The 24,494-nt window shown below is 63.4% G+C and carries 16 protein-coding genes and 2 pseudogenes; 6 read left to right on the top strand and 12 right to left on the bottom strand.

All coding sequences use genetic code 11. From position 1 onward, the window contains the following. Position 1: 1 nt before the first annotated feature. Positions 2-283 (bottom strand): XapX domain-containing protein, encoded by a 282-nt coding sequence (locus KEC55_RS32865; RefSeq protein ID WP_282512979.1) that lies wholly within the window; start codon positions 281-283, stop codon positions 2-4. Positions 284-593: 310 nt separating this feature from the next. Here KEC55_RS32865 and KEC55_RS32860 point away from each other — a divergent pair, with 310 nt between their 5' ends. The 6 genes and pseudogenes from KEC55_RS32860 to KEC55_RS32835 form a co-directional block, all read left to right on the top strand. Then, positions 594-1,280 (top strand): hydrolase, encoded by a 687-nt coding sequence (locus KEC55_RS32860; RefSeq protein ID WP_282512977.1) that lies wholly within the window; start codon positions 594-596, stop codon positions 1,278-1,280. A gap of 168 nt (positions 1,281-1,448) precedes the next feature. Next, positions 1,449-1,616 (top strand): DUF1427 family protein, encoded by a 168-nt coding sequence (locus tag KEC55_RS32855; protein WP_282512976.1) that lies wholly within the window; start codon positions 1,449-1,451, stop codon positions 1,614-1,616. Positions 1,617-1,635: 19 nt separating this feature from the next. Further along, positions 1,636-3,525: an amidohydrolase gene (locus KEC55_RS32850; RefSeq protein WP_282512974.1), complete on the top strand. Its 1,890-nt coding sequence runs from the start codon at positions 1,636-1,638 to the stop codon at positions 3,523-3,525. A 1-nt stretch (position 3,526) separates the two neighbouring features. Beyond that, positions 3,527-3,964, top strand: coding sequence for a DoxX family protein (locus KEC55_RS32845; RefSeq protein ID WP_282512972.1), 438 nt, complete (start codon positions 3,527-3,529; stop codon positions 3,962-3,964). Between the two features lie 271 nt (positions 3,965-4,235). After that, complete coding sequence (locus KEC55_RS32840) at positions 4,236-4,892, top strand: c-type cytochrome (RefSeq protein WP_282513089.1); 657 nt, start codon at positions 4,236-4,238, stop codon at positions 4,890-4,892. 373 nt (positions 4,893-5,265) lie between these two features. Next, a pseudogene (locus KEC55_RS32835) lies at positions 5,266-5,550 on the top strand (H-NS histone family protein); the annotation flags it as partial. A 524-nt stretch (positions 5,551-6,074) separates the two neighbouring features. On the opposite strand, the gene KEC55_RS32825 reads toward KEC55_RS32835, so the two are convergent. The 11 genes and pseudogenes from KEC55_RS32825 to KEC55_RS32775 form a co-directional block, all read right to left on the bottom strand. Further along, positions 6,075-6,389, bottom strand: coding sequence for a helicase (locus KEC55_RS32825; protein ID WP_176046399.1), 315 nt, complete (start codon positions 6,387-6,389; stop codon positions 6,075-6,077). A gap of 331 nt (positions 6,390-6,720) precedes the next feature. Next, positions 6,721-9,186, bottom strand: a complete 2,466-nt coding sequence (locus tag KEC55_RS32820) for a glycogen/starch/alpha-glucan phosphorylase (RefSeq protein WP_282512970.1) — start codon at positions 9,184-9,186, stop codon at positions 6,721-6,723. 75 nt (positions 9,187-9,261) lie between these two features. Next, a complete protein-coding gene (gene glgA / locus KEC55_RS32815) occupies positions 9,262-10,716 on the bottom strand; it encodes a glycogen synthase GlgA (protein ID WP_282512969.1) in 1,455 nt (484 codons plus the stop codon). A 41-nt stretch (positions 10,717-10,757) separates the two neighbouring features. Next, positions 10,758-12,041: a glucose-1-phosphate adenylyltransferase gene (glgC, locus tag KEC55_RS32810; protein WP_282512967.1), complete on the bottom strand. Its 1,284-nt coding sequence runs from the start codon at positions 12,039-12,041 to the stop codon at positions 10,758-10,760. A 44-nt stretch (positions 12,042-12,085) separates the two neighbouring features. Further along, a complete protein-coding gene (locus KEC55_RS32805) occupies positions 12,086-13,717 on the bottom strand; it encodes an alpha-D-glucose phosphate-specific phosphoglucomutase (protein ID WP_282512966.1) in 1,632 nt (543 codons plus the stop codon). Positions 13,718-13,791: 74 nt separating this feature from the next. Then, positions 13,792-15,870: a glycogen debranching protein GlgX gene (gene glgX, locus KEC55_RS32800; protein ID WP_282512964.1), complete on the bottom strand. Its 2,079-nt coding sequence runs from the start codon at positions 15,868-15,870 to the stop codon at positions 13,792-13,794. A 4-nt stretch (positions 15,871-15,874) separates the two neighbouring features. Continuing rightward, positions 15,875-18,055: a 1,4-alpha-glucan branching protein GlgB gene (gene glgB / locus KEC55_RS32795; protein WP_282512962.1), complete on the bottom strand. Its 2,181-nt coding sequence runs from the start codon at positions 18,053-18,055 to the stop codon at positions 15,875-15,877. Positions 18,056-18,148: 93 nt separating this feature from the next. Beyond that, positions 18,149-19,774 (bottom strand): alpha-glucosidase, encoded by a 1,626-nt coding sequence (locus KEC55_RS32790; protein ID WP_282512960.1) that lies wholly within the window; start codon positions 19,772-19,774, stop codon positions 18,149-18,151. A gap of 183 nt (positions 19,775-19,957) precedes the next feature. Then, positions 19,958-20,959, bottom strand: a pseudogene (glk, locus tag KEC55_RS32785) (glucokinase); the annotation flags it as partial. Between the two features lie 222 nt (positions 20,960-21,181). After that, positions 21,182-23,008 (bottom strand): glycosyl hydrolase family 28-related protein, encoded by a 1,827-nt coding sequence (locus KEC55_RS32780; protein WP_282512958.1) that lies wholly within the window; start codon positions 23,006-23,008, stop codon positions 21,182-21,184. Between the two features lie 191 nt (positions 23,009-23,199). Next, positions 23,200-24,276 (bottom strand): porin, encoded by a 1,077-nt coding sequence (locus tag KEC55_RS32775; protein ID WP_282513085.1) that lies wholly within the window; start codon positions 24,274-24,276, stop codon positions 23,200-23,202. Positions 24,277-24,494 lie beyond the last annotated feature (218 nt).

Genomic DNA, 24,494 nt, shown 5'->3' with positions numbered 1-24,494 from the left:
GTCAGGCCGGCGTCGACGGCTCTTTCTTCGTGGCAGCCCTGGTGGCCTGCGCACCGGGCAGTGTGCCGAACATGTGCTGGCCGCACTTCGCGTCGCTCCACGCGGTTTTCAGATGGATCCCGGACAGCACGCGGCGTGCGACCGGCAGGATCTGTTCGCCGGCGAGGATGCCCAGCAGGCCGGCCAGCGCGACGGTGGGCGGCGCCGGCGATGCAACACCGATCAGCGCGTAGACGATGCCCGCGAGAATGCCGGCCAATAACGATGCAATATAGGACGTCATGATACGGATAAGGGCAATGACAACCGTGTGAAAAATCCGGATAAATACCGATCGGTCGACGATCGGGAAATCACTTTGGAGCGTAGCAGGTCTGCTCCGGCGACGTGTATTCAATTCGACGGTTTTAAGATCTTTTAAGGCCTGTATTTAGGGTTTTTATTAATCAAATCGATTAATTGGCGCTACGATGAATTCGCGTGTTGAATGACACCGGCTGGTAGGCGAACCTCCCGTCACAGCGCAGTGGGCGCCTCCCGGTTGGCCGGCGAGGCAGGCTCTCTCTTTTCCCGCGTCAAAGGATATGACCGCCATGAGCAATCCGAAGCTTGAAGTACTCACCCCCCACAACAGCCAGATCATCTTCATCGACCAGCAGCCGCAGATGGCGTTCGGCGTGCAGTCGATCGATCGTCAGGTGTTGAAGAACAACGTCGTCGGGCTCGCGAAGGCCGCGAAGGTGTTCAATATCCCGACCACGATCACGACGGTCGAGAGCGAGAGCTTCTCGGGTTACACCTATCCCGAGTTGCTCGACGTGTTCCCGAACCAGAAGACACTCGAACGCACGTCGATGAACTCGTGGGACGACCAGAAGGTTCGCGACGCGCTGGCCGCGAACGGCCGCAAGAAGGTGGTCGTCTCCGGCCTGTGGACGGAGGTCTGCAACACGACGTTCGCGCTCTGCGCGATGCTCGAAGGCGACTACGAAATCTACATGGTCGCCGACGCATCGGGCGGCACGTCGAAGGACGCGCACGACTTCGCGATGCAGCGGATGGTGCAGGCCGGCGTCGTGCCGGTGACGTGGCAGCAGGTCCTGCTCGAGTGGCAGCGCGACTGGGCGCACCGCGAAACCTACGACGCGGTGATGGCGATCGCGAAGGAGCATTCGGGCGCGTACGGGATGGGTGTCGACTACGCGTACACGATGGTCCACAAGACTGCACAGCGCACCGCGACGCCGCACGAGGCGATTGCACCGGTACCGGCGAAGTAATCGCGGGCAGTTGCGACTGCCTGCGCCGATGCCGCGCGTCGTACACGAATGCGCGTCATCGGCTCCATGAAATCGCGGGCGGCGTCCGTGACTGCTTCACGGATGTTGCCCGCGCCTGTTTTCCAGGACGTAGCGCCTGCACTCCAACCTGACCGGGACATTGATCGTATGGAACCTTATCTGGTTTCCCTTGGCGCGGGCTTGCTGATCGGCGTGCTCTACAGCGCAATCAAGGTTCGTTCTCCGGCACCGCCGCTGATTGCCCTTGTCGGGTTGCTCGGCATGGTGATCGGCGTACAGGCCGTTCCCGCCGTCAGACAGATTTTTGGCTTCTGATCGAAACGAGGTGATGCACATGACCGCAACCGAGTCCCAACCGGATCTGATCCTTCACAACGGAAGGTTCACGACCCTTGACCGCGCGAACCCCGTCGCGACCGCCGTCGCGATCAAGGACGGCCGCTTCGTCGCGGTCGGCACCGACGCGGACGTGATGCCGCTTGCCAGCCGCGCGACGAAGGTCGTCGACCTGGGGGGCCGCGCCGCACTGCCGGGCCTGATCGACAACCACTGCCACGTGATTCGCGGCGGCCTGAACTACAACATGGAGCTGCGCTGGGACGGCGTGCCATCGCTCTCGGTTGCAATGGACATGCTCAAGCGGCAGGTGGCGATCACGCCCGCGCCGCAATGGGTGCGCGTGGTCGGCGGCTTCACCGAACACCAGTTCGCCGAGAAGCGCCTGCCGACGATCGAGGAACTCAACGCGGCCGCGCCCGATACGCCGGTGTTCATCCTGCACCTGTACGATCGTGCGCTGCTGAACGCGGCCGCGCTGCGCGTGGTCGGCTATACCAAGGACACGCCGGAGCCGCCGGGCGGCACGATCCTGCGTGACGCGGCGGGCAACCCGACCGGGCTGCTGCTCGCGAACCCGAACGCGACGATCCTGTACGCGACGCTCGCGAAGGGGCCGAAGCTGCCGTTCGAATACCAATACAACTCGACGCGCCACTTCATGCGCGAACTGAACCGTCTCGGCGTGACGGGCGTGATCGATGCGGGCGGCGGTTCGCAGAATTACCCCGACGATTACGAAGTGATCCGCAAGCTGCACGACGCGGGCGAGATGACGATCCGGATTGCTTACAACCTGTTCACGCAGAAGCCGAACGCGGAGAAGGAAGACTTCGTGAACTGGACCAAGAGCACGAAATATCACGACGGCACCGACTATTTCCGCAACAACGGCGCGGGCGAAATGCTGGTGTTCTCGGCCGCCGACTTCGAGGACTTCCGCGTTGCGCGCCCGGATCTGCCGGCGCAGATGGAAGACGATCTCGAAGGCGTCGTGCGCGTGCTCGCGCAGAACCGCTGGCCGTGGCGCATGCATGCGACCTATGACGAAACGATCAGCCGCGCGCTCGACGTGTTCGAGAAGGTGAACAAGGACATCCCGCTCGAAGGGCTGAACTGGTTCTTCGATCACGCGGAAACCATCACCGAAAAATCGATGGATCGTATCGCCGCGCTGGGCGGCGGCATCGCGGTGCAGCACCGGATGGCGTACCAGGGCGAATACTTCGTCGAGCGCTACGGCGCGCAGGCGGCCGAAGCGACGCCGCCGGTCGCGAAGATGCTGTCGAAGGGCCTCAAGGTGTCGGCCGGCACCGACGCGACGCGCGTGGCGTCGTACAACCCGTGGGTATCGCTGTCCTGGCTCGTCACGGGCAAGACGATCGGCGGGCTGCGCATGTACCCGCAGCGCAACCTGCTCGATCGCGAGACCGCGTTGCGCATGTGGACCGAGTACGTGACGTGGTTCTCGAACGAAGAAGGCAAGAAAGGGCGCATCGCGGTCGGGCAGTTGGCCGACGTGGTCGTTCCGGATCGCGACTTCTTCGCATGCGCGGAAGACGACATCGCACACACGACCGCGCTGCTGACCGTGGTGGGTGGCAGGATCGTATGGGGCGCGGGCCCGTTCGCGTCGCACGACGCGCCGATTCCGCCCGCGATGCCGGACTGGTCGCCGGTACGCGAGTACGGCGGCTACGGTGGCTGGGGCGCGACGCAGCGCGGCGGTGCACCGCTGCAACGTGCAGCTGCCGCCGCGATGTGCGGCTGCGCCAGCGCCTGCAGCGTGCACGAGCATGCACATGCGAGCGCGTGGGGTAGTGCGTTGCCGACGTCGGACGCGAAGGGCTTCTGGGGCGCGTTCGGTTGCTCCTGCTGGGCGGTCTGATATGACGACCACGACCGGCCGGTACAGCCCTGGGTGGATTCGCGTCCTGCTCGCGCAGCCGTGGGTCGGCGCGCTGGTGCGGCTTGCGCTGGTTTCCGCCTTTCTGATCGGCGGCGTCAACAAGGCGATGCACTTCGACGATGCGATCGCGGAGCAGGCGCATTTCGGCCTGCATCCGCCCGCGCTCTGGGCCGCACTGGCGATTGTGGTCGAGATCGGTGGTTCGCTGTGCGTGGTGTTTCGCCGCTTCACGTGGCTCGGCGCCGGCGGCCTCGGCATGCTGACGCTCGTCGCGATGCTGGTGGCGAACGATTTCTGGAACCAGGCAGGCACGGCGCGCTTCATGGCGCTCAACAGCTTCTTCGAGCACCTGGGACTGATTGCCTCGCTCGTCCTCGTCACCATGCTCGGCGATGCCCAGCCCGACGGGCGCGCCTGATCGTTCGAATCGCACGTCGTGGAAAGACGCGTCGCCGGCATCCCGTCCGGCGGCGCGTAGTCGTCCGGCTGCTGGTTCGTGCAATCGGTGCGACTTCGTCGAGAGCCCGCATGCGACAGACCGATGCAATCGATTGCCGCCGGTTCGGAATGCCGGCCTGCAATGCTCCCGCAAAAAACGGACGCTTTGGTAAACAACGCGATCAGCCGTCAAGGACTTCCGCAGCGGACACGCATAACCTCGATCTGGCCAATCAGGGGGAGTGACGACGATGAAGGAAATCCGAGTAGGGCGCGGGCGCGTCGCGCGAGCGTTGGTACGGGCCATGGTGGCAGGGTCGTTCGGCGCGGCTTGCGTCGGCGCGCACGCCGTCGATCCCACGGCGCGCGTGCACGAGATCACCGCAACCCGTTGCGCCGCGTGCCATGGCATCGACGGCAACAGCAGTGTCGACATCTATCCTCGGCTCGCGGGGCAGTATCCGCAATACCTGTACAAACAGCTCACGCAGTTCAAGGGCGGGCCGGGCGTCCCGCCGCTTCGCCATAGCGCGGTCATGCAGGCGATGGTCGAGGATCTCAGCGACGAGGACATGAGGGCGCTCGGCGACTATTACAGCGCGCAAAAGCCCACGCAGGGCGAGAGCCAGCATCAGGATCTGGTCGAGGCGGGCAAGGCGATCTATACGCACGGCGGCGCAGGCGGCGCACCCGCGTGCATTTCCTGCCATCGCGAGTCCGGCGGCGGTATCCCGCCTGACTTCCCGCGTATCACGGGGCAGCACGAGTCGTATGTGAGCCAGCAACTGCATGCCTGGAAAAGCGGCGCGCGCGGCGGCAAGGGCAAGCTGATGAGCCTGATCGTTCCGTTGCTCAGCAACGACGAGATCGCACAGGTCTCTGCATACGTCGCGTCGCTCAAGCAGTGATTCGCGCGTCAGCGTCGCCAATCCGGCCGGCGGCATGGGGCCGGCTCCCGTGCTTGCTCAACGAGCCGTCCAGCATGCCGTCAGTCAAAGACACGGCATTGGGATATGGCTGCTACAACCAACTCCAGTGCTCATTTGATTTATATAAAGTATCGTTCGTAATGCGAATTTAATGATTCGCCGAAAGGGGTGTCCGACTCGAACCCACATTGTTCACCGGGTCCCCGCCACCGTCGCCGTGCACTCCGCTGAAGCGGTCGCTTTTCCCAATCGCGGGAATATAATGTGTCGATCGTGGACAGCAGACTTGCACCTGCAGTCCATACCGTCTCGCCCACTGGCCAATCCGCTCAATCGGAGTCCCTTCACGTACATGGCGGCCTATCTCGAACTGAAAGCTCAAGCAGAAGCGCTGGCGCAACAAGCGGAAGAAGCGCGGATTGCCGAGCTGGACAGCAGCATCACGGCGATCCGTGAATAGATCGCCGAGTATGGCATCACGGCTGTGCAGCTTTTCGGGCGATGACGCGCGCCTGCGTCGGGCATGCGCGCGCCGGTTGCGCCGAAGTATCGCGACCCGAGAACTGGCGCGGCCTGGAGCGGGCGTGGCAAGGTTTCTCACCGGATTGCAAACGCGAAGAATCGCGACCGGTTTTTATCCAGTGATGAGTGGGGTTGTCGGTTGAGCGCGATGCCGTCAACGCTGCAGGATGGAATTTATCAGGCGCTGTGCCGTGAACGGACGATCCTGGCTGCGAAGGCGATGGGACACGGCGAGGTATTTCCGTACGCCGAGATGACCGTCAAGGACGGATGGGCTACCTTCACCCGTGACGGCGTCGAAGTGTGGAACTGCAGTGCGCGGTATGCCGCCGCGCACTTTGATGTTCAGCCTGCCCAGGAAATCCGTAGATGAGCGAACTTGTGCAGATTGCGCCTGGCGTTGTGTTCTCGTCCGAGGTGCTTGGTGTCGAGTGGGCGCGTAAGTATCGACCGGACGACGGGAGCACTCAGCCCACGGCCCAGCAGAGCTCGGCAGTAAAGGAAAGCGATCACGCAGGTCGCACAAGCGTACCGGCTCAGTTGTCGTTGCTTTAGAGAACCGCGGCTGACAGACACCTTGCAACTGTCGGCCTTCGCGTTACTGCCGACGTTCCCGCCAGTTTCCGATCCGACCACCGGTTACGCGTCTTTCAGCCAGGGCATTTCCACGGGTGACACGACCAGTTGCCGGAATTCGCGTTTCAGATCGAAGATGAACCCGACCAGGATCATCGAGTCGGCGTAAGGAATCGGAAAGACCTGCGGATTCTCCGGCGTTCGCAGGGGGTGCTCGGGCGTGTCCGCCGTTGCCGCGGCGTTTTCGCGAACACTTTCCAGGTCGTCGGCCATGGCCGGACCACCGGCTTTCAGCACTCGGCTACGCAGGTCGCTGAAAGGTTCGATGCGCGCAGCGTCTTCGTGGTATTCGGGCACTTCATACACGAACCAGGACATTGTCGTCTCCCATGCAAAGGGCGCTATTCTAACGCTGTGCGAGGATCCGCCGAAATCGGCCATGTCCGCCGCGCCTGTTTCCGCAGTCGGGCGACCAGTCGGCGAATCTGCCGGGTCGCCAACTCCAGCCGTTCTGCTGCACCCCCGAACACGACATTAGGAGATGGCTGCTACAAACCAAAAAATTGATCATTTAGCTTATGTAAAATTAAAGATCGGCCGCGTAACCCCACTGAAATTGTCGCGGCACGACGGGATTAAGGTAACGCAATGTAAGCGTATGAATGTCCGGCACCGTGACACTGCCTGCGACGTCGGGAGGCTTCCAGGATCATGCCGACCTTTCCTGCCAGTTCATCGTCCGCCTGCCCCAGATGCCCTCGACGTATTCGCCGATCGTCCGGTCCGATGAGAAATTTCCGATGTTCGCGACGTTCAGAATGGCCTTCCTTGCCCAGGCATCCTGATCTCGATACAACGCATCGACGCGGTCCTGTGTCGCAACGTAACTCGCATAGTCGGCCAGCAGCAGATAGTGGTCGCCCCAATTCACCAGCGCGTCAAAAATCGGCTGGAAAAGCGCGGGGTCGTCCGGCGAGAAATAACCGTCGCGAATCTGGTCTAGCGCACGCTTCAGTTCGGCATTCTGCTCGTAAATCTGGCGGGGCTGATAGCCCAACGTGCGAATCTCCTCAAGCTGCTCGGTCGTATTGCCGAAGATGAAGATGTTATTTTCGCCAACGCTTTCTAGGATTTCGACGTTAGCGCCGTCGAGCGTGCCGATGGTCAACGCGCCGTTAAGCGCGAATTTCATGTTTCCAGTGCCCGACGCTTCCGTGCCGGCGGTCGATATCTGTTCCGACAGGTCTGCGGCAGGTATGACGAGTTCGGCCACGCTCACGCTGTAGTTCGGGATGAACGCCACCTTCAGCCGCCCACGCATACGGGAATCTTTATTGACCGTGTTTGCGACATCGTTGATCAACTTGATGACGAGCTTCGCCATCCGATACGCGGACGCCGCCTTGCCCGCAAAGATCACCGTGCGCGACACCCAATCGGCATCAGGATTTTCTGCGATCCGGTTGTAACGGGTCACGACATGCAGCACGTTCAGCAATTGCCGCTTGTATTCGTGAATGCGTTTCGCGTGCACGTCGAACAGCGAATCGGGGTCGATTTGGAGGCCGAGATGGCTGCCAGCCCAGTCGGCAAGACGCTGCTTGTTCAAGCGCTTTGCCGTACGGAAATCCTCGACGAATTCGGCATCGTCGAGATGCCCGGAAAGCGCACCCAGCCGGTCGAGGTGGCGCCGCCAGTCGCGCCCGATCCGGTCGTCGATCCATGAGGACAGCGCCGGGTTCGCCTGCGATAGCCAGCGCCGCGGCGTGATGCCGTTGGTCTTGTTGTTGAAGCGCTCGGGAAAGAGACGCGCAAAGTCGGCGAAGATCGATCGCTTCATCAATTCCGAATGGAGTTTCGACACGCCATTCACCTTGTGGCTCGCCACCACGGCCAGATAGGCCATCCGCACGCGCCGTTCGCCATGCTCGTCGATCAGTGACACGCGTCGCATCAGATCGGTGTCGGGACCGAAGCGCGCCGTCACCTGCGCGATGAAGTCCGCGTTGATTTCGAAGATGATCTCCAGGTGCCTCGGCAGCACGCGGCCCAGCATGTCGACCGGCCAGGTTTCGAGCGCCTCGTGCATCAGCGTGTGATTGGTATACGAGAAGATCCGCTGCGTCAGCATCCAGGCCTGCTCCCACGGCACGCGATGGTCGTCGATCAGCAGCCGCATGAGTTCCGGAATCGCCAGTACGGGGTGTGTGTCGTTCAGGTGAATCGCGACGTAATCGGGCAAGTTTTCAAAGCCCGGATGATTGACCAGGTAACGGCGGATCAGGTCCTGCAGGCTCGCCGAAACGAAGAAATATTCCTGCCTGAGCCGCAGCTCGCGGCCCGACGCCGTCGAATCGTCCGGGTACAGCACGCGCGACACGTTTTCGGAGTGGTTCTTGTCCTCCACCGCATCGAAATAGTTGCCGCGATTGAACGCTGCCAGGTCGATCTCGTTGGTCGCCCTGGCCGACCAGAGACGCAGCGTGTTGGTCGTCTCCGTCGCGTAGCCCGGGATGATCGTGTCGTAGGCAATCGCAAGAACATCCTGTGTGCCGAGCCAGCGGGTCGCGTCTCCATCCTGCTCGATCCGGCCGCCGAAGCGAATCCGGTACTGGACTTCAGGGCGCGGAAATTCCCACGGATTGCCTCCCGCGAGCCAATAGTCGGGCGCCTCGACCTGATTGCCGTCGACGATCTGCTGGCGGAACATGCCGTAGTCGTAGCGGATGCCGTAGCCGAAACCCGCAACGCCGAGCGTCGCCATCGAATCGAGAAAACAGGCGGCGAGCCGGCCCAGGCCGCCGTTGCCGAGCGCCGCATCGTGTTCGAGATCGGCAATCACCTGAAAATCGACATCGAGCTCGGCCAGTGCCTGTTTGACATCCTGATAAATATCGAGCGCGAGCAACGCGTTCGTGAAGGTCCGGCCGATCAGAAACTCCATCGACAGGTAATACACGCGCTTCACGTCCTTCGCATACTGCATGCGGGTCGTCTTCATCCAGCGTTCGATCAGCCGGTCGCGCACGGCCAGTGCCGTCGCATGCAGCCAGTCCTGAGGGCGGGCAGCAAGCGGATCCTTGCCCACCGCGTAAAGCAGCTTGTTGGAGATCGAGGTCTTGAGGGCGCCGACGTCGTTGGCGACGCGATCGTAATTGAATTCATCGAGCTTCATCGGGCGTTCGTCAGGATGAGATGCATTGCGGAAAGCCGACGCGCGGTCGCCGCGCGTCGGCCGGCACGGTTGCCGTCACGCGGCAATCGATCGGTAAATCTCCAGGAACTGCCCCGCCGCGTCATGCCAGCCGAAATGCAGGCGCATCCCGTGCCGCTGCACCTTCTTCCACGCCGCGGGGCGTGCGTACAGTGCGAATGCACGGCGTACGGCGGCACTCAGGTCCTCGACGTCGAACGCATCGAACACAAACCCGTTGGCCGTTTCGTCGGCAAGATTTTCGAGCGATGCGTCGACGACCGTATCGGCGAGGCCGCCGATGCGGCGCACGAGCGGCAGCGTGCCGTAGCGCAGGCCGTAGAGCTGGGTGAGCCCGCACGGCTCGAAGCGCGACGGCACCATGATGACGTCGCTGCCCGCGATGATTCGATGCGACATCTGCTCGTCGTAACCGATCACCACCGCGACCGCTCCCGGATAGGCGGCAGCGGCACGCTTGAATGCCATCTCCAGCTCGAGGTCGCCGGTTCCGAGCAGCACGAATTGCCCGCCGCGCCGTACAAGGTCCGGCAACGCCGCAAGAATCAGATGCAGCCCCTTCTGCTCGGTGATGCGGCTGACTACGCCGAACAACGGCGCGGTGTCCGGTGCGAGATCCAGCTCCTTGCGCAACGCCGATTTACACCTCGACTTTCCCGTCAGCTTCTCCACGTCGTAGCACGCGGCGATGGCCGGGTCAGCCGCCGGGTTCCAGACCGCGTCGTCGATCCCGTTCAGGATGCCGGTGAGATCACGCGCCCTGCTGCGCAACAGGCCGTCGAGACCGCAACCTTGCCGGCTGTCCTGGATTTCCCGCGCGTAAGTCGGGCTCACGGTCGTGAGTTGATCCGCGAAGAACAGCCCGGCTTTCAGGAACGACACCTTGCCGTGGAACTCCATGCCGTCCATCCCGAAGAAATGCCGCGGCAAACCGAGCTCGTTGAACACGTACTCGTCGAATACCCCCTGGTAAGCCAGGTTGTGGACGGTCAGCACGCTGCCGGGCAGCTTGCGCCGTTCGGCCGCTTCGGCCGCCTTCAGATAGGCGGGTGCGAGACCCGCGTGCCAGTCGTGGCAGTGCACGACCTGCGGGTGCCACTGTGGATCGAGCCCTTGCGCGATACGCGCCGCCGCCCAGCCGAGCAGCGCAAAGCGCCGGTGATTGTCCGGATACGCATGATCCTGTGCGTCGGCGTAGGGATTGCCCGGCCTCGCGTACAGATCCGGCGCGTCGATCACGTAGGCAGTCACGCCGCTGTCGGGCAACTCGCCGCGATAGAGTCTGACGTCCCTCGCGCCGAAGCACGGCCCCAGTTCCGCGACAAGCTGCGGGTCGATCACGCCCGCCCGTAACGCGGGGAACCCCGGCACGACCACGCGCGCGTCACAGCCGAGCCGAGCCTGCGCCGCCGGCAGCGCACCCGTGACGTCGGCGAGTCCGCCGGTTTTCAACAGCGGATAAATCTCGGTACACACATGCAATACACGCATCGTTGCTTCCATCGTTGAATTCACCCGGCCATAGGCCGTTTTTATTGCTGCGGCGCCATTGCCGCAAGCATGCTTCTCGTCACCAGCACGATGCCGTTCTCGCTGCGATAAAAGCGCTGCGCGTCGAGCTCGGGGTCCTCGCCGATGATCGTCCCCTCCGGAATCTGGCAACCGCGATCGATCACCACGCGACTCAGGCGGCAGTTCAGGCCGATATCCGTTTTCGGCAGGATCACCGCCTGATCGATCGTGCAGAACGAATGCACGCGTACTTGAGAAAACAATACGGAATTCGAAATGTGCGATCCGGAGACGATGCAGCCGCCCGACACCAGCATGTTGAATGCCACGCCGTGCCGGCCGTGGCGATCGTGGACGAACTTGGCGGGCGGCAGTTGCGCCTGATGCGTCCAGATCGGCCACTCGCTGTCGTAGATGTTCAGCTCGGGCGTCGTCGATGCGAGGTCCAGATTGGCCGACCAGAACGCATCGACCGTACCGACGTCGCGCCAGTACGGCGCATCCCGCGTGGCTGCCGGCACGCTCGACAGGTTCAACGGATGCGCGACCGCGCGCCCTTCCTTCACCACATGCGGGATGATGTCCTTGCCGAAATCGTGACTCGAATTCGGATCGGCGAGATCCCGCTCGAGCAGTTCGTCGAGGTAACGCGCGTCGAAGACGTAGATGCCCATGCTGGCGAGCGACACATCCGGCTTGTCCGGCATCGACGGCGGCTCGGCCGGTTTCTCCACGAAATCGACGATCTTGCGATCACGGTCGATCTCCATCACGCCGAATGCACTTGCCTCTCCTTTCGGCACTTCGACACAGCCGACCGTGCAGCCCGCACCGGTTTCGACGTGGTCCCGCAACATCAGCGAATAGTCCATCTTGTAGATGTGGTCACCCGCCAGGACCAGCACGTATTCCGGACGATAGGAACGGATGATGTCGAGATTCTGATAAACGGCATCCGCCGTGCCGCGATACCAGTGCTCCTCGCCGACCCGCTGCTGGGCCGGCAGCAGATCGATGAATTCGTTCATCTCGCCGCGCAGGAAGCTCCAGCCGCGCTGCAGGTGGCGCAGCAGCGAATGCGATTTGTACTGGGTGACCACTGCAACGCGGCGCACGCCGGAATTGAGGCAGTTGGACAGCACGAAATCGATGATGCGGAATTTGCCGCCGAAATAGACGGCCGGCTTGACGCGCTGCTGGGTCAGTTGATGCAGGCGCGAACCGCGGCCGCCGGCCAGCACCAGCGCAACGGTGCGGTTGACCAGCTGACGGGGAAGATCGGGGTCGGCAAGGTGGGACGACATGATCGTATCTCCAGAATATTCTTCGTTTTGCCGCGCGGTGGATGTCAGGTCACGACGCTAGGCCGCACGCGGCCGGTTCGCGCGCGGATTTCCGCCACGTCGTCGGCGATCGCGGCAAGACCGGCGAGCGCCTGCCGGGTCGGCATCGCATGGCGGGCCGGGTCGGTTTCGACGCGCTCCAGGTAGACCCGCAGCGTTGCACCGTCGGTGCCCGTGCCGGACAAGCGGAACATCACGCGCGAGCCGCTCTCGAACACGAGCCGCACGCCTTGCCGATGCGACACCGAACGATCGACGGGATCCACATAGGCGAAGTCGTCGGCCAGCTCGATACGCTCGCCACCGAGCGCCGCCCCGGCAAGAAACGGCAACTTGCCGCGCAACGCAGTAAACAACTCATCGGCCACGGCCACGTCGATCGCCTCGTAGTCGTGACGCGAGTAATAACTGCGTCCGAAACGCGTCCAGTGCTCGCGTACCAGCGTTTCGACGCTCTTGCCGGTTGCGGCAAGCAGGTTCAGCCAGAACAGCACGGCCCATACCCCGTCCTTCTCCCGCAGGTGATCCGAGCCGGTGCCGTAGCTTTCCTCGCCGCACAGCGTCGCCATGCCGGCGTCCATCAGGTTGCCGAAGAACTTCCAGCCCGTCGGGGTCTCGTGACACGGCGTACCCAGCTCCCGCGCGACCCGGTCGACGGCGGTCGAGGTCGGCATCGATCGGGCGACCCCTTTCAGGCCCGCGCGATAGCCGGGCACGAGCTTCGCGTGTTCGGCCAGAATCGCCAGACTGTCGGACGGCGTCACGCACAGACGCCGGCCGACGATCATGTTGCGATCGGCATCGCCATCCGATGCGGCCGCGAAATCGGCGGCATCCTCGCTGCACATGTACGCGATCAGCGCGGAGGCGTTGACCGGATTCGGATCCGGGTGATAGCCGCCGAAATCCTCGAGAGGCTCGCCGTTCACCACGGTGCCGGCCGGTGCGCCGAGCATCCCTTCGAGGATCGTTTTTGCATACGGCCCCGAGATCGCGCTCATGCCGTCGAAACGCATCGTGAAGCCGCTCGCGAACAGCTTCGCGATCGCATCGAAATCGAACAGGCCGCGCATCAACTGCGCATAGTCCGTGACCGGATCGACGACTTCGACCTGCATGTTCTCGAGCCAGTAGCGGCCGATCCGGTCGAGATCGACGTCGAATGCATCGCTGATCCGGTAGCAGGCGATACGCATGCTTTGCGCGTATATCGCATCGGTGATTCTCTCGGGCGCGGGGCCGCCGTTGGCAACGTTGTACTTGATGCCGAAATCGCCGGCTGGACCGCCGGGGTTGTGGCTGGCCGACAGCACGATCCCGCCGTAGGCACCTCGCTTGCGAATCAGGCAGCTCGCGGCGGGTGTCGACAACAGCCCGCCGCGCCCGACGACCACCTTGCCGAACCCGTTCGCCGCGGCCATCTGGAGAATGGTGCGGGTCGCGGTGCGATTGTAGAAACGGCCGTCGCCGCCCAGCACGAGCGTTTTCCCCGCACTACCGTCGAGACAGTCGAAAATCGACTGCACGAAATTTTCCAGGTAGCCGGGTTGCTGAAAAACCCCGACTTTCCTGCGCAAGCCGGACGTGCCCGGCCGCTGCTCCTGGAATGGTCGTGTCGTCACCGTACGAATGGTCATGGGTTCCTCCCTCTGTACTCGATCCGCGCCCGCAAGCCGGCGCGCGTGTCCTGGCGGCCTCGCGCCGCGCGTCGTCATCGTGGCGGCGGACCTTCCTCGACCGCCATCAGTACGCCGCGCGCGGGAACCGCGAGCCGTACGCGAATCGTTTCGGGTGGCGCATCCGGTTCCGCACTGTTCAGCACCACGCGCCACGCGCCGGAAGGCACCTTGAACTCGATGTCGTGCGCATGCGCGTTGAACAGCAGCAGGCACCCGCCTTCGCCCGAAGCGAGCGCGCCGCTGAACCGGATGCCGACGCATGCGTTGTGCGGATCGTTCCATTCGGCTTCGGTCGGCGCATCGCCGCCCGGGGCGAGCCATTCGATGTCCGCCCATCCGGCCGCGCCAGCGGTACCGTCGTACCAGCGCGCATGACGTGCGCTCAGGTAGCGCTTTCTCAGAGCGAGCAAGCGGCCCGTGTACTCGGCGAGCGCGCGATCGGCGTGTGCCCAGTCGAGCCAGCACACCGCGTTGTCCTGGCAATACGCATTGTTGTTGCCGAGCTGGCTGTGCCCGATTTCGTCTCCCGCGAGCAGCATCGGCGTTCCCTGGGAAAACAGCAGCGTCGCCAGCAGCGCGCGCCGCAACTGCAGGCGCAGCCGATTGATCCCGGGATCGTCCGTGTCGCCCTCCGCGCCGCAGTTCCAGCTCAGGTTGTCGTGATGGCCGTCGCGATTGCCTTCGCCGTTGGCTTCGTTGTGTTTGCGGTTGTAGCTGACCAGATCGCGCAGCGTAAAACCGTCATGGGCGGTGATGAAATTCACGCTCGCCGCGGGCTGCCGGCCGTCGCGGCGGAACACGTCGCTCGACCCCGCGAAGCGCCGCGCGAAATCGCCGAGCGAACGCTCGCGGCGCAGCCAGAAGCCGCGCATCACTTTGCGGTACTGATCGTTCCACTCGAGCCAGCCGGCCGGAAAATGGCCGAGCCTGTAACCGCCCGGCCCCAGGTCCCACGGCTCCGCGATCAGCTTGACCCGTGACAGCACCGGGTCCTGCGCGAGCGCCGCAAGGAACGCGGCCGTCGCGGAAAAGCCCTTCGCGTCGCGCGCCAGTACCGGCGCGAGGTCGAAACGGAAGCCGTCGACATGCGCCTCCTCGACCCAGTAACGCAGCGAATCCATCACCAGTTGCAGCACGCGCGGCCGGCTGAGATCGAGCGTGTTCCCGCATCCGGTCCAGTTCTCGTATCGGGCGGAATCGCCTGGACACAGGTGGTAATAGAGTGCGTTGTCGATGCCGCGAAAGCTCAGCGTCGGCCCTGCTTCGTCGGTTTCGGCCGTATGGTTGTAGACGACGTCGAGCACCAGCTCCAGGCCTCGCGCGTGCAACGCCCGCACCAGATCACGGAATTCCCCGAGCGGCGTCGTGCCATGACGCCCCGATCCGTAGCGGGCTTCCGGCGCGAAAAAGCCGATGCTCGAATAGCCCCAGTAGTTGCTGAGGCCAAGCGCCTGCAACCGTGCCTCGTCGGCGCGATGATGAACCGGCAGCAGGCTGAGCGTCGTCACGCCGAGGCGCTGCAGCCGGTCGAGCACGGCCGGCTGCGCGAGCCCCGCCAGGCTGCCGCGCAACGCGTCGGGCACGTCCGGATGCAGCTGCGTGTAGCCCTTCACGTGCAGCTCGCACAGCACGGTATCGGCAAGCGGCACGCGCGGCGGCGCATCGCCGCACCAGTCATACGGTTCATGGACGACCTGCGCCTTCAGCGCATCGGCCGCGTTGTCGATCGGGTCGGGCAGATGCCTGGCGTCGGCGCGGTGACCGTTGAAACTCTCCTGCCCGGTGTAGCGGCCGACGACCCGCCGCGCATAAGGATCGAGCAGCACCTTCGCGGAATTGAAGCGCTGACCGCCCTCCGGTGCGTAGGGTCCCTCGACCCGATAACCGTAGATCAACCCCGGCCGCGCGCCGTCGAGATAACCGTGCCATACGCCGTTCTCGCAGCCGGGCAACGCGAGCCGGGCGAGTTCGCGCCGCCCTTCGTCATCGAACAGGCACAGCGTCACCGCGTCCGCTGCCGGCGACACCAGCGCGAAATTCACGCCCTGCCCGTCCCAGTGCGCGCCGAGAGGATACGACGCGCCTCGCATCAATCGTTTCGTGGCTTTCATCGCGTCACTCCCCGAGCCTGAGCATCAGCGTCGCGAGCGGCGGCACGACGATCGTCAATGAATGGTCGCGGCCGTGCGCGGCGATCGCATCGGTCGCGATCGCGTCGTTGCCGACGCCGCTGCCGCCGTAGCGTTCGGCGTCCGTATTGAGGATTTCCCGGTAGCGGCCCGCACCCGGTACGCCGATCCGGTAGTCGTGCCTCGGCACGGGCGTGAAGTTGGACACCACCACGACGAAATCGCCGTCGTCGGCGCGCCGCACGAACGACAGCACCGAATGCTGCGAATCGTCGTGCGAGATCCATTCGAAACCGCGCGAATCGAAATCGACCTCGTGCAGCGCACGATGCGTGCGATACACCGCATTCAGGTCGCGCACGAGGTTTTGCACGCCTTGATGCAAAGGCGCGTGGAGCAGATGCCAGTCGAGGCTGCGCTCCGCGTTCCATTCGTCCGGCTGCGCGAATTCACTGCCCATGAACAGCAGCTTCGCGCCCGGGTGCCCCCACATGAACCCGTAGTACGCGCGCAGATTCGCGCAGCGCTGCCATTCGTCTCCCGGCATGCGCGCGAGGAGCGAACCCTTGCCGTGCACCACTTCGTCGTGCGACAGCGGCAGCACGAAATTCTCGCTGAACGCATAGAACGGGCCGAAGGTCAGCTTGTCGTGGTGATACTTGCGGTTGACCGGATCTTCACGCATGTACCTCAGCGTGTCGTTCATCCAGCCCATGTTCCACTTGTAATGGAAGCCGAGCCCGTTCTCCTCCAGTGGCCGCGATACGCCGGGAAAGCTGGTCGACTCCTCGGCCAGCATGATCGCCTCGGGCCGCTCGGCGCGAACGATCCGGGTCAGGTGGCGCAGAAAATCGATCGCCTCGAAGTTCTCGCGGCCGCCGAGGCGATTCGGTATCCACTCGCCGTGCGCGCGGCTGTAGTCGCGATACAGCATCGATGCCACCGCATCGACCCGCAAGCCGTCGACACCGAAGCGCTCGATCCAGAACAGCGCGTTGCCGACCAGGAAGTTCGCGACTTCCTTGCGGCCGTAGTTGTAGATCAGCGTGTTCCAGTCAGGATGAAAGCCCTCGCGCGGATCGGCGTGCTCGTAGAGACACGTGCCGTCGAAACGGGCCAGCCCGTGTGCATCGACGGGAAAGTGAGCCGGCACCCAGTCGAGCAGCACGCCGATGCCGCGGGCGTGGGCGGACTCGACGAAGTAGCGGAAGTCGTCCGGCGAGCCGTAGCGCGAAGTCGGCGCGTAAAGGCTCGTCGGTTGATAGCCCCACGAACCGTCGAACGGGTATTCGCCCAGCGGCAGCAGCTCGACGTGCGTGAAACCCAGGTCGGCGACATACGGCAGCAGTTGATCGGCGAGTTCGCGGTAAGTCAGCCAACGGCCGCCTTCTTCCGGCACCCGGCGCCACGAGCCGGCGTGCACTTCGTAGATGCTGAGCGGCGCGTCGAGCCGGTTCGCGCGCCGCCGTGCCGGGTCGCGCGCGACGACGGGCCCCAGCCCGTGCACGACCGACGCCGTGGCGGGCCGCAACTCGGCTTGAAACGCAAACGGATCGGCCTTGAGCAGAATCTCGCCGCTTCCGGTCCGGATCTCGAACTTGTAGAGATCGCCCGCGCTCACGTGCGGCACGAAGATATCCCAGACCCCGTGCGTCGCGTGTCGCCGCATCATGTGGCGACGGCCGTCCCAGTTGTTGAAGTCGCCGACGACCGATACGCGTTCCGCATTCGGCGCCCATACGGCAAAGTTCACGCCCGTGACGCCGTCGACTTCGACGGGATGCGCGCCGAGCTTTTCGTACGGCCGCCGATGCGTGCCTTCTGCCAGGAGCCAGATGTCGAGTTCGCCGAGCAGCGACGGGAAGCGATAGCTGTCCTCGTAGTCCTGTATATGCGTGCCCCAGTCGACCCGCAGCCGGTACGCGAACGGCTTCGTGCGGCGCGGCACGACACCCGAGAACAATCCCTGGTCGCCGACCCGGTGTAGCCCGGCCAGCCGGCGGTCGACCGTGCGATCGACGACGTCCACCGTGATCGCGCCCGGCAACATCGCGCGCACCACCACCTCAGCGCCGACCCGATGCATGCCGAGCACGGCGAACGGATCGTCGTGTTCCGCCGCACCCAGCGCATCGATCGTCGCCTGATCGAGAAGAGCATCGTTCATCGTGTTTCCATGCCTCGCTGTTGCCGCCTGCTGGAATGTCGAATCGGGCGCCGCTGCCGCGGCGCGCTTGTATCGGGCTGTCAGCCAGGGCCGTCAACCGGGCACGTTGCCGATCCATCCGCCATACGCTTCAAGGTCGACCCTGCCATTCGAAAAATGGCCACCGCCAAGGCAATGCCCCGGACACGGCTCGACCGGCAATCCGGCGGGCGGCGTCCAGCTTTGCGGCGTGTCGCCGAGGTTGAAGACGATCAGCCGACGTTCATCGCCCAGCCGTCGCTCGAACGCGAGCACCGGCTCCTGCGAGTCGTGGAAGCGGATCTCGCCGCCGATCAGTGCGGGCTGCTGCTTGCGCCAGGCCAGGAAATGCCGGAAGAACGCCAGCACCGACGTCGGGTCGCTGTCTTGCCGATCGACTGCGCACGCGAGATGCGCGTCGGATATCGGCAACCACGGCTCGACCGTGGAAAAGCCGGCGAACGGCGCGTCCGCGCGCCACGGCATCGGCGTGCGGCAGCCGTCGCGGCCCTTGTATTCCGGCCAGAACGCGATACCGAACGGGTCCCTCAGACGCTCGAACGGAATCGCCGCTTCCGTCAGCGCCAGTTCCTCCCCCTGGTACACGCAAACGCTGCCGCGCAACGTCGTCAACAGCGCGAGCACCAGGCCTGCCAGGCGCGGCTCGACAGCCCCGTTGCCCCAACGGGTCATCACGCGCGTGACGTCATGATTGCCGGCGGACCAGCAGACCCAGCCCTCACCGCCGTATTCGGCGAGCTTCGCTTCCATCCGCTCGACGGTGTCGCGGACGTGTGCAGCCGAGAATTCCGGTGTCAGCAGGTTGAAGCTGTACGTCATGTGAAGCTTGTCGCCGTCGGCCGTGTACCGGGCCATCGTGGTCAGCGCGTCGTCGTCGCCCACCTCGCCGACGCTCGCCGCGCCGTATTCGTCGAGCAACGCGCGCAGTCGCCGGAAGAACGCCAGGTTCTCCGGCTGGCTCTTGTCGTACACATGCCGCTGCATCGCATACGGGTTGTCCGGCGATGCCATGAACGCGCCCGCCGCCGCCGCGGGCGGGTTGCTGCGCAGTTGCGCGTCATGGAAATGGAAATTGCACGCATCGAAACGAAAGCCGTCGACGCCACGCTCGAGCCAGAAATGCACCTCCTCGAGCATTCGCGCCTGCACGTCGGGATGGTGAAAGTTCAGGTCCGGCTGGCTCGCGAGGAAGTTGTGCAGGTAATACTGGCGCCGGCGCGCCTCCCACTGCCACGCCGCGCCGCCGAACACCGATTGCCAGTTGTTCGGCGGCGTGCCGTCGGCGCGCGGGTCCGCCCACACGTACCAGTCGGCGTGCGGGTTGCCGCGGCTTGAGCGGCTTTCGACGAACCACGGATGCTGATCGGATGAATGGCTGAGCACCTGATCGATCACGACCTTCAGGCCAAGCGCATGCGCACGTTCGACCAGGCAATCGAAATCGGCGAGCGTGCCGAAGACCGGATCGACGTCGCGGTAGTTCGACACGTCGTACCCGTAGTCCTTCATCGGCGACGTGAAAAACGGCGAGATCCAGATCGCGTCGACGCCGAGCGAACGGATGTAGTCGAGCTTGCCGGTCAAGCCCGGCAGGTCGCCGATTCCGTCGTCGTTGCCGTCGGCGAAGCTGCGCGGATAAACCTGATAGATCACCCCGCCACGCCACCATTCCGTGCTCATCGCCGCTTTCCTAAATTAGCCATACTGAATGAAATTTCAGCTCGATCACGATGTTCGACCATCCCGCCACCACGTCGAACCATCGATGCGGACGCGGTCAGCCCGCGCACACGGCCGCAGCATTTCGAGTGATGCCAGGCATCGACTGGCGCAAATACCGCCTTGTCATGCCCACGCCCCTTCCAGATGCTCGGCCAGAACCGATGAAACGCCGCGCAATGCCATGTGCTCGACCGTGATCACCGATGTCTGGATGCGACTCAGGCGCTTCTGAAAACGCCCTTTCGCTTCGAACCTCGCGCGAAACGGAGAATTCACGAACGCGGCGCCCAGTTTCGGCACGACGCCTCCACCGATATAAATGCCGCCGAGTGCGTCGAACATGACTGCGATGTTGCCGGCGAACGACCCGAGAATTCCGCAAAAACAATCGATCGTTTCCGTGGCGACCGGGTCGCTGTCGTCGAGCATGCTCGCGACGATCCGCGCCGTCGTCATGCCTGCCGTGCTAGTGCGCCGCTTGTTGCGTGCGGACAGTGCGCGGTAGATCAGTTCGATGCCGGGGCCGGCGGCAAACCGCTCGTAGGAAACGTGCGACCACTTCTTGCGCGCATGGGCAAGCAGGTAGTCCTCGCGCTCGTCGTTGGGTGCGAACGACATGTGACCGCCCTCGCTGCTCAGGGCAATCCATTTGTAACCCGCCGGAATCAGGCCGGACACCCCGAGCCCCGTTCCGGCGCCGAGCAGGCCGACCACGCCGTTCTCCTGCCGTACGCCGCCGCCTACCTGAATACGATCCGAATCCGACAAATTCGGCAATGCAGTTGCGAGCGCAACGAAATCGTTGACGACGAGCAACGTGGTAAAGCCGAATGCGCGACGCGTCTCGCTCACCGAAAAACGCCAGTGGTGATTGGTCATCTCGACCTCGTCACCCTCCATCGGATTCGCGATCGCGATTGCCGCACAGCGCACCCGGGGAGGACCGACGTCAGCGAGAAACCGGGCGATCACGTCTTCGATGCTCGTGAAATGCTCACATGGATAAACCCGGACCTGCCGGATGTCGCCCGGTGCGACCTCGATCCCGAAGCGCGCGTTGGTGCCGCCGATGTCGGCGAGAAGACGCGGCCCGTCAGCGTAGGCGGTGTCGCTGTCGAACGGTGTTCCTCGTCCGCGCGGCATGGCCAGGCCGGTGTCGCAGGCTTGATGGATAGACATGGCACTCGACTCCTTGAATTGACAGGCACCGGCATCGTCGGCGCGAAAGCAGCGCCGCTGTCGCGCGCCCCGCTGCTCGCGCAAACGCAACCTCGCTCGGATCGCGGCGCAACCCGCTTGCAGGTCACGGCAAAAAAGCCATCGTGACGCCCCGAGGTTTCCCGGGGCATCGATACGCCGGATGCGTCATGGAAAGTGAGTGACAGATACCGGAGTGGCCGCGTTGGCAGGCGTCGCCGGTCCGCCCTTGTCGTCGATGACGTTCGCAATCCCCCCGCTCCCGGCCAGGAACACCGACAGAACATCCTGTACGCTCCCCGGAGCGAGATGGCGCGGCACAACGAAGGCGTTGTCGGAGAAGATGTTCACGCCCAGATTGAAGTTGCTGTAAGCACCCATGCCATAGCCCGCAAAACTCCATACGCGGTCCGTGACATGGAGCGCCGGATACCCCCTGACGCCGGGCGCCGACATCCACGCAGCCTGACTGGGCGGATCGTAGGGCAGCTCGCTCTGGAAGAAGATCACGGTCCCGTTCTGACCGTTCCAGACCACCTGATCCTTCTGGAAGTGCTCGACGGCCAATCCGAGCGCGACGACGTTGTCGCCGTTGACCAGCAGGCCGGTGGCCGACGGATTGGTCGTCCATCCCGCACCCGCCCCGTGATCGGCGCGCCAGATCCACAGGTCGTCGAGGATTGCGTTGTCGCTGTTGACCGTGATCGCGTTCGTGACGCTGCCGGCGGCTGCTCCCCCTACGCGAACGAATACGTCGTGCACGGAAGTAGGATTCAACGCACTCGACCGGCTCGAACGGTCGTATCCGTATCCGCCGCCATTCTGTCGGTTGCTGCCGAGTGCCAGCAGCGTCGGAGATGTCTTCGGCCCAGCATCGAGCAGCAATCCCGAGATGACGACGCCGAGCTCCGCATCCGCCACCATGGCCGGCGTCCCGCGTTGCGGGATCAGCGTCGGAAAGCCCAGCCCCAGCACGATCGTATCGGGACGCCGTATCCGGATTGCGCTGTCCAGGAGATAGACACCCGGCGTCAGCAGAAGATTTTCACCGCGGTCCAGCGCGCGGTTGATCGTGTCGACATCGTCCGTCGGCTTCGCGATATAGAAATCGTCGATCGATACCGAAGTTCCGGGCGTGGCATGATTGGCCGACCAGGTCGGCCCTGCGGCGTTTCGCGTCAACGCCGGACGGAACACGCGATACCGGCCTTTGTCGTCCACATACAGGTACGGCGCCTCTCTGACCACCGGTGTCGTATCGAGCGTCGTATACGGGCCTCCGCATGACGACTGACCCGGGAAGCAGGTCGCCGGGGCGCCCGTGACGCCCGAGAAAACCTGATTCCAGACACCGTTCGACCAGCCGTTCAGGCTGCTGTTGCGGAGATACCATTGCTGCTGCGATCCGCTCAACACGCTGCCGCCGAAGATCGAATCGGCAATGAATCCCCCGCTCGCGTATGAAGGCTGCGAACAATAGTCCATCAGCGTGATCCCTTTATCCACGGATACACGCCGAAGCGGCGCCGCCTGCGACACCGCCCAGAACTCGCCGGATTGGCACCCGGCGGCGCTGTTGTTCACGGAGATCGACAGGTTCGATACCGAGCGCCAGAAATTGCTGAGTGCCGTGCAGTTTCCGTTGCCGCAGATGTTGTACGAATTGATCGAACCGTTGACCGTGACATCGGTTGGCGAGCGTCCCAGGCCCGCGATCGATGTGTAATACCCGACCTGGAAATTCAACGGCTCGGATGCGGAGCCATATGTTCCGGGCATGAAGAGGACCGCGTATCGTTGCGGCCCGAACTGATTCGACACTTGCGCGGCCGAAATCGAATCCAGCGTGGACTTGATTTTCGCAACCGGTGTGTTTTTATCGAAGACGTAAACGTTCTTGCCGAAATCCGGCTGGGAATGCGCGTACGACACCGACGACATCAGACCCGCACATGTCAGCACGGCGATCGCGGCAGTCGACCCATACTTCTTCATATCCGCCACCCTGTTCGATAAGTGATTCAGTCGTTACGTGGCGTGCTTCGCGCAACCGCGGGAAGCACGCGCACCGCCAAGACAACGTTCGAGAACCGCACTTTCCGACGCTCGCGAAGGACCAGCGGTCCATCGCGACCTCGAAGCGGTTCCGCCAGATCGGCCGCCCCGAACATATCGGCCGATTTCGGCTAGAACATATGCTGGATACCTGCGTACACACCGGACTGGCTGTGGCCGACAAGCGGGTTGTCGGTCGACGTCGCGGTCCCCGCGCTGTTTGCGTTCAACGCGAAATTGGCGCTCTTGCTGTTGCGAACCGTCGCAATCTGGAGATCCAGCAACGTACGCTTCGACAAGTTGTAGCTGCCGCCCACGGTGTACATCGTCGCGTTACCGCCGCTGTTGTTCGCGTTCACGTGGTAGACGGCGCCGATGACCGCAAGCGCCGGCGATGCCTGCCATGTCAGGCCACCCCACTCCTGAGTCGTCGTCGTGGGCGCACCGGTAGCCACGCCGCTGCCCGCCGAGGTCCGTGACGCCTGATAGGCGCCCTGGATCTTGAACTGACCCAGAAACACATTCAGTCCTACGAAATATTCACGAGAAAAACGAAACGGATCGTCGAGAATCCCGTTGGTGGAGTCGCGGATCTCGTCATAAATACCGCGGATCTGGAAAACAGGATGCGTGTAGGTCAACTGGATGCCGTTGGCGCGGCCCTGGCTGGTCGTTCCGTTGCCGTTCCAGTTGGTGGCATTCGAAAACGAGTATTGGCCGTATACATCGAAGCCACCGAACTTCGGCGACTGGTACGAAATGTTGTTGCTCGATTGCGGCCAGTTACGGCCACGTACCAGCGACGCGGAAGACCAGTTCGTTTGACCGAATGGATCGAAATCCCACAAGCCGTTCGAGATGGTCAATTGCCGGCCGAATCCCAACGTTCCGTACTTGTCGTTCGACATATCGATCATGGCCCAGCGATTCCACAACGATCCTGCGGAAGCCATTGCGCCTGTCCCCGTGTTGAAGCCGTTTTCCAGCTTGAACTCGACCTTGTAGCCTCCGCCGATATCCTCGACGCCTTTCAACCCCCACAGACTCGTGCCCCAATCCCCGCTTTCCGCACGAAAGCGACTGGAACTTCCGGTTGCCTGACCGTTTGCGCCTGTGCCGGTAGGCACGCCACTCATGTACTCGATGCCGGCATCGAGCCGGCCATAAAGCGTCACACTGCTCTGGGCATAAGCAGACACGCCCATCATGCCCAGCACTGCCACCGCCGCTATTTTCGTTTTCACGTTGCCTCCACCTGAATATCTGATTGCCGTTCGCGCGCCAAAGGGAGATCCGTTGTCAATACCGTTCGGCAGACAAACAAGGCAGGATTTTTATTGGGAACCAAGACCCGAACCATCATTCGCGTGTCGTCAGAAATCTATATGTTTTATACTCCTAATGTTTAATTTTGAAAAAACCTCCC

It is taken from the genome of Burkholderia cepacia, assembly GCF_029962485.1.
In the GTDB taxonomy this organism is placed as follows: domain Bacteria; phylum Pseudomonadota; class Gammaproteobacteria; order Burkholderiales; family Burkholderiaceae; genus Burkholderia.
This window is presented reverse-complemented; position numbering and strand designations above follow the sequence as displayed.